The following is a 5,653-nucleotide window of genomic DNA, read 5'->3' as shown; positions in this document are numbered from 1 at the left end:
CCACCCCAACCCCCCGCCCCCCCCGTCCGGCCGGTCCCCCCCCCCCCGATCGCCCCCCCCCCCCCCCCGCCCGGCGCGCCCCCCCCCCCGCCCCCCCCCACGCCGCCTTGGTCATGGCCACCCGCTTCCTGCCGCCCGCGCTCAGTATCCCGGCCGGGCGCGGCGGGGGCCATCACGATCCGATCCTGGCGCGGTCCACGGCTCCGCTGGCAGCCGATCCGCCCGGTCGTCCTGGGGCCTGCCTCCCGCGGGCCCGACGGGCCCGGCCGGGGCCGCGGGCAAGTGGCCCGGGCCGGAGCGCGTGCCCGCCACAGCGCCCGCCCGCCACAGAGCCCGGCCACCGCAGAGCCCGCCCCCCACAGGGCCCGCCCGCCGCAGAGCCCGCCCGCCGCAGAGCCCGCCCGCCGCAGGGCCCGCCCTCCCAGGGGGCTGCCCCCGCTTCCAGCGTATCGGGGGCGACCGACGGAAACTGCCCGAAAACACCCGGCCTGGGCCTGGTTGTCCACATCACGAGGGGCTTGTGGGCAACCCGCCGCGAGCGCCGGGCCGGTGGCCTCCGAACCATCCCGAACGAACAATCCCGAAACGCCCCCAGCCGGGCAACCTCACCTCGGGCACCCAGCGCTCAAACTGTCCGAACCCGCCAACACCCGCTGAAGCACCCCCAGTCACCCCGGCGGCTCCACCGCCCGCGACTCCCGGCTCCGCAGCGCCACCCCGGCCACCACGGCCAGCGTCCCCACCGCCTCCGGCAGGCTCGGCACCTGCCCGAGGAGCGCGAACCCCATCACCCCCGCGGTCACCGGCAACAACGCCAGCAGCGTCGCGAACCGTGCCTGGCCCACGCGCCGCAACACCACCTGGTCCAGGGCGTACGGCACCACCGTCGACAGCACCCCCACCCCGATCCCCAGCAGCAGCAACCGTGGCGAAGACCACACCGGGCCCGTCCCCAGGGCCAGCGGGGACAACACGACCGTCCCCGCGAAGAAGCCGATCGCCAGGCTGTCGATGCCGTCGCCACCCACGGCCACCCTCTTGCCCAGGAGGATGTACCCCGCCCACGCCAGAGCCGCACCGAGTGCGAACACCACTCCCCAGAAACTGCCGCCGAGGCGGACGTCCGCGATCGCCACCACCCCCGCCGCCACCAGGAGCAGCGCGAGCACGTCGCGCAGCGTTCTGGAGCCCAGGGCCGCCACCACCACCGGGCCGGCGAACTCCACCGCCACCGCCGTGCCCAGGGGCAGGCGGGCGATCGCCTCGTAGAAGAGCACGTTCATGCCCGCCGTCACCACGCCGAACACGATCGCCAGCAGCAGCCGTCTGCCCCGCCACGCCGCGCGGCCCGGGCGCCGCCAGGCCAGCAGGACCACCGCCGCGCCCAGACAGCGGAGCCAGGCCACCCCCGCCGGGGTCGCGTGGCCGAACAGGTCGACCGCCACCGCCGCTCCGGCGTACATCGAAATTCCGCTGAGAACGAACAAGAGCGGGGCCGGCACTGCCGAAAGCCGCCGCGGGGAAGTCACCGTACTCACCACCCCATGCTGCCTGACCACGGAAAACGTAACTCTCCGGGTAATCGTCTCCTGGAATGCGGGAGACCACTACGGCATCCGGGGTAAATCGACGTGACTCAGGTCCCACCGGCGCGGGAACACTTGCGAGCCGCGAAACGTCTGGAACAGTGGAAGCACGAACACGCGGAGCCGGAGGCGATCGCCGTCACCGGCAGCAGTGCCGAAGTGGGCGTAGCTGGATCGATGGCACCGGGCGACCGGTGCCGGGACGGAGGGAGACCCCCATGACAACGCCGACGCTCACCCGCCCCGAACTGACCGCCGCCGACCGCTGTGACCGGTGCGGAGCAGCAGCTCAGGTACGAGCCATCCTCAGTACGGGTGGCGAACTGCTCTTCTGCGGGCACCACGCCCGCGAGCACGAGGCCAAGCTCAAGGAACTGTCCGCCGACATCCAGCGGTAACCCTGCAGACGCGAAAGGCGGCCGGTGCGCACAGGCACCGGCCGCCTTTCTGCATCCCGGGCCGCCTTTTTGCATCTTGCAGATTGCGTGGCGGAAATCACGGTTCAGCCGCGATAAGCAGTGATTCCGGACACGAAACCGGACAGGAAATCAGACAGAATCCAGCACGACTTCGAACGCCACCTCGGCGGCGCCGAGCAGCTTCCCGTCGGCCCCCAGCGCCGAGCTGACGATCCGCGTGCCGCCCACCGCCCGGCTCACCAGGCTGCGCCGGCGCACCTCGGTGCCGACGTGCCGCAGCACCGGCTCCGGCAGCACCGTGAGCAGGTCGCCGAGGACCACCAGCTGCGGCCCCAGCAGGTTGACGACGTTGATCAGCCCCAGCGTCAGCCACTCGGCGAACTCCGCGAGCCGCGTCATCGCCGCCTCGGGGTCGCGGCCCAGCTCGCGCAGCTCGAACAGGATCGCCCCGCGGGCGGTGTCCTCGGCCAGGCCGAGCGCCCGGCACAGGGCCGCCTCGCCGACCTCGGTCTCCCAGCAGCCGCTGCTGCCGCAGTAGCAGGGGCGCCCGTCGGGGCGGATCACCATGTGCCCGATCTCGCCGACGTACCCCGAGCCGCCGCGCAACGCCGAGCCTTCGGCGATGACGCCGCCGCCGACCCCGACGTCCGCCGAGATGTACACCACGTCGGACGCCCCGCGGGCGGCCCCGCGCAGGTGCTCGGCGACCGCGCCGAACTCGGCGTCGTTGCCGACCAGGATCGGGATCTGCAGCACCCCGCCGAGCCGCTCACCGAGGGCGACGTCGGTCCAGCGCAGGTTCGGGGCCTCGTGCACGTGCCCGTCCGCGCGCCGGACGACGCCGGGCACCGACACCCCGGCCGCCACCGGGCTCACGTCGAGGTCGCCGGCCAGGATGGCCGTCGACTCGATGATGTGCGTGATGACCTCTTCGGGCTGGTTCATCCGGCCGCGCAGGTTCCAGCTGTTGCGGCCCAGGATCTGCCCGCCCAGCCCGACGAGGGCGATCGCGACGTGCTCGACCTGCAGGTCGACCGCGAGCACGACCGCCGCGTGGGGCTGGGGCAGGACCAGGAGCGAGGGGCGGCCCGCCCCTCGTCCCGGCCTCGGCACCTTCTCCTCGACGACGCCGGCTTCGGCGAGCCCGTCGACGAGGGTCTTGATCGTGCTCCGGTTGAGCCCCAGCTCGGCGGCCAGGGTCGCCCGGGTGCTCGGCCCGCCGACGTGCAGCAGGCGGAGCAGGGTCGTGCGGTTGTGCCGGCGCACCTCGTCCGGTCGGGCGACGGGTGAACTGGACACGGGCTTGATCATCCCATGCTGGTTCAGCGCGTCGACGCAGCCGCGCGGCGCCGGGACAGCGCGTCGACGGTGGCGGCGAGCAGCAGGACCAGGCCGGTGATGATGTTGACCACCGCGGCCGGCTGCTTGAGCAGGCCTAGGCCGTTGATGACGACGGCGATCACGAGCCCGCCGACCACGGCGTCGGACACGCGGCCCTTGCCGCCGAACAGCGACGTGCCGCCGATGACGGCCGAACCGACCGCGAACAGCAGCGTGTTCAGGCCACCGGACTGCGGGCTGACCGAACCGACCTTCGACGCGGCGACGATGCCGCCGACGGCGGCCACCGCCGAGCCGATGACGAACACGCTCGCGCGGATCTTCGGCACGTCGATACCGGCGCGGCGGGCGGCTTCCTTGTTGCCGCCGACCGCGTAGACGTACCGGCCGTACTTGGTCCGGTTGAGCACGTAGGTCCCGGCCACGAGCAGCACCAGAATGATCGGGATGACGTACGGGACGCCCTCGATCGTGACGACCGCCTTGTTCGGCGAGCGGTTGATGGTCAGCAGCCACGTTCCCACCGCCGACAGCACGACGAGCGCGCCGACCTTGATCATGACCAGCGACGTCGGCTGGACGACCAGGCCGCGCTGGAGCCGCTTGAAGTGGCTGATCAGCGTGATCACCGCGAACCCGCCGGCGGCGACGAGGAAGAAGATCCAGCTGCCGAGGATGTTCAGGTTGCCGTTGGAGATCTTGTACAGGATGTCCGAGTTGGTGATGCCGATCGTGCCGCCCTCACCGATGAACTGCAGCAGGACGCCCTGCCACACGATGAACAGCGCCAGCGTCACGACGAAGGACGGCATGCCGATCTTCGACACGAGGAAACCGGTGATGCAGCCGATCGCGGTGCCGACGCAGATGGCCAGCAAGATCTCGAGCCAGGCGTTGGCGGGGACGCCGATCGCGACGATCAGCAGGCCCAGCAGCGAAAGCGCGGCACCGGCCCAGATCCGCTGGTAGGCGGACAGCAGCATGGCGACGGCGAGAACCCCGATGAACGTGATGAACACGCCGGTCCCGAGGGTCCCCAGCAGGTTCCCGGCGTGCACGTAGTGCAGGGCCATCACGGACGCTGCGACACCGGAGGCCACACCCGCGGCGAGGTCGATCTCGCCGAGCAGCAGCACGAACACGATGCCCATCGCGATGATGATGACGCCCGCGCCCTGCGGGAACACGTTGGCGATGTTGGCCAGGGTGAAGAAGTTGTCCGACAGCGCGCTGAAGAGGATGACGAGCACGAGCAGGCCGAACAGCGACGGCAGCGCGCCGAGCTCGCCGGCCCGCAGGCGGGCGAAGTAGTCGCGGATCGCCTCGCCGGTTGACATCGATGTCGTGTCGATGCCGAAGTCGGTGATCGCCGCAGACGTGTTCTGGGTCTGCGCGAGCGCTTCGGCGGGGGTGCCGACCTCGTGCTTGGCAGGGGTTTCAGTCATTTCCGGTTCTTTCTTCCCGCTCACAGGACCACGGCTTCGGGCCGGGCCAGACCGAGGTCACCGGAGCGACCCGCGGTGATCAGCTCCACGACCTGGCCGTGGGAGACGTCCTTCGTGTGCACCTCGGCGACGAGCCGGCCGAGGTAGAGCACGGCGATGCGGTCGGCGACCTCGAACACGTCGGCCATGTTGTGGCTGATGAGCACGACCCCCAGGCCCTGCTCGGCCAGCCGCCGGACCAGGTCCAGCACCTGCCGGGTCTGCGCGACACCGAGGGCTGCGGTCGGCTCGTCGAGCACGACGACCTTGCTGTTCCACAGCACCGATTTCGCGATGGCGACGGTCTGCCGCTGACCACCGGACAGCGAGGAGACCGGCGTGCGGACCGACTTCACGGTCCGCACGGACAGGGAGGCCAGCGTCTCGCGGGCGGCCTTCTCCATGCTGGCTTCGTCGAGCTTCCACGCATTGCCGCGCTCGCGGCCGAGGAACATGTTCTGGACGATGTCGAGGTTGTCGGCGAGCGCGAGGTCCTGGTAAACGACCTCGATGCCGAGGTCCGCGGCGTCGCGCGGGCCGCGGATGTGGGTGTCCTCGCCGTTGAACCGCACGGCCCCCGAGTCGTACGGGTGGATGCCGGCGATGCACTTGACGAGCGTCGACTTGCCGGCGCCGTTGTCGCCGACCAGGGCGGTCACTTCGCCCGCACGCACGTCGAAGTCCACGTCGTGGAGGACGTGGACCGGGCCGAAACTCTTGTTCAGGCCCTTGATCTCGAGAATGGGCTCACTCATGGATGGGCTTTCTCCTGGGTGGGGACCGGGGCGGGGCGCGCCCGCGGGGTGGGGGTGCCCGCCCGGCG

5 protein-coding genes are annotated in these 5,653 nt (G+C 71.4%); 1 reads left to right on the top strand and 4 read right to left on the bottom strand.

Annotation, left to right across the window (positions count from 1 at the left end; all coding sequences use genetic code 11):
* Window positions 1-668 precede the first annotated feature (668 nt).
* A complete protein-coding gene (locus ACFVYA_RS49245; RefSeq protein ID WP_387055495.1) occupies window positions 669-1,487 on the bottom strand; it encodes a DMT family transporter in 819 nt (272 codons plus the stop codon).
* 317 nt (window positions 1,488-1,804) lie between these two features.
* Between ACFVYA_RS49245 and ACFVYA_RS49240 the strand changes: the two genes are divergently transcribed.
* Window positions 1,805-1,984, top strand: a complete 180-nt coding sequence (locus ACFVYA_RS49240) for a hypothetical protein (protein WP_285989858.1) — start codon at window positions 1,805-1,807, stop codon at window positions 1,982-1,984.
* Window positions 1,985-2,134: 150 nt separating this feature from the next.
* Here ACFVYA_RS49240 and ACFVYA_RS49235 read toward each other — a convergent pair whose 3' ends face one another.
* Genes ACFVYA_RS49235 through ACFVYA_RS49225 form a run of 3 tightly spaced genes read right to left on the bottom strand, consistent with a single transcriptional unit; the run spans window position 2,135 to window position 5,585 of the window.
* Window positions 2,135-3,316 carry an ROK family transcriptional regulator gene (locus ACFVYA_RS49235; RefSeq protein WP_285989857.1) on the bottom strand — a complete coding sequence of 394 codons (1,182 nt, stop codon included), beginning with the start codon at window positions 3,314-3,316 and terminating at the stop codon, window positions 2,135-2,137.
* 11 nt (window positions 3,317-3,327) lie between these two features.
* Window positions 3,328-4,791 carry a sugar ABC transporter permease gene (locus tag ACFVYA_RS49230; protein ID WP_387055493.1) on the bottom strand — a complete coding sequence of 488 codons (1,464 nt, stop codon included), beginning with the start codon at window positions 4,789-4,791 and terminating at the stop codon, window positions 3,328-3,330.
* Between the two features lie 20 nt (window positions 4,792-4,811).
* A complete protein-coding gene (locus ACFVYA_RS49225; protein ID WP_387055491.1) occupies window positions 4,812-5,585 on the bottom strand; it encodes an ATP-binding cassette domain-containing protein in 774 nt (257 codons plus the stop codon).
* Window positions 5,586-5,653: the final 68 nt, after the last annotated feature.

The organism is Amycolatopsis sp. NPDC058278, assembly GCF_042881395.1.
Lineage (GTDB): Bacteria > Actinomycetota > Actinomycetes > Mycobacteriales > Pseudonocardiaceae > Amycolatopsis.
Note: the sequence above shows the minus strand (reverse complement) of the source record. Positions and strands in the feature narration are given on the sequence as shown.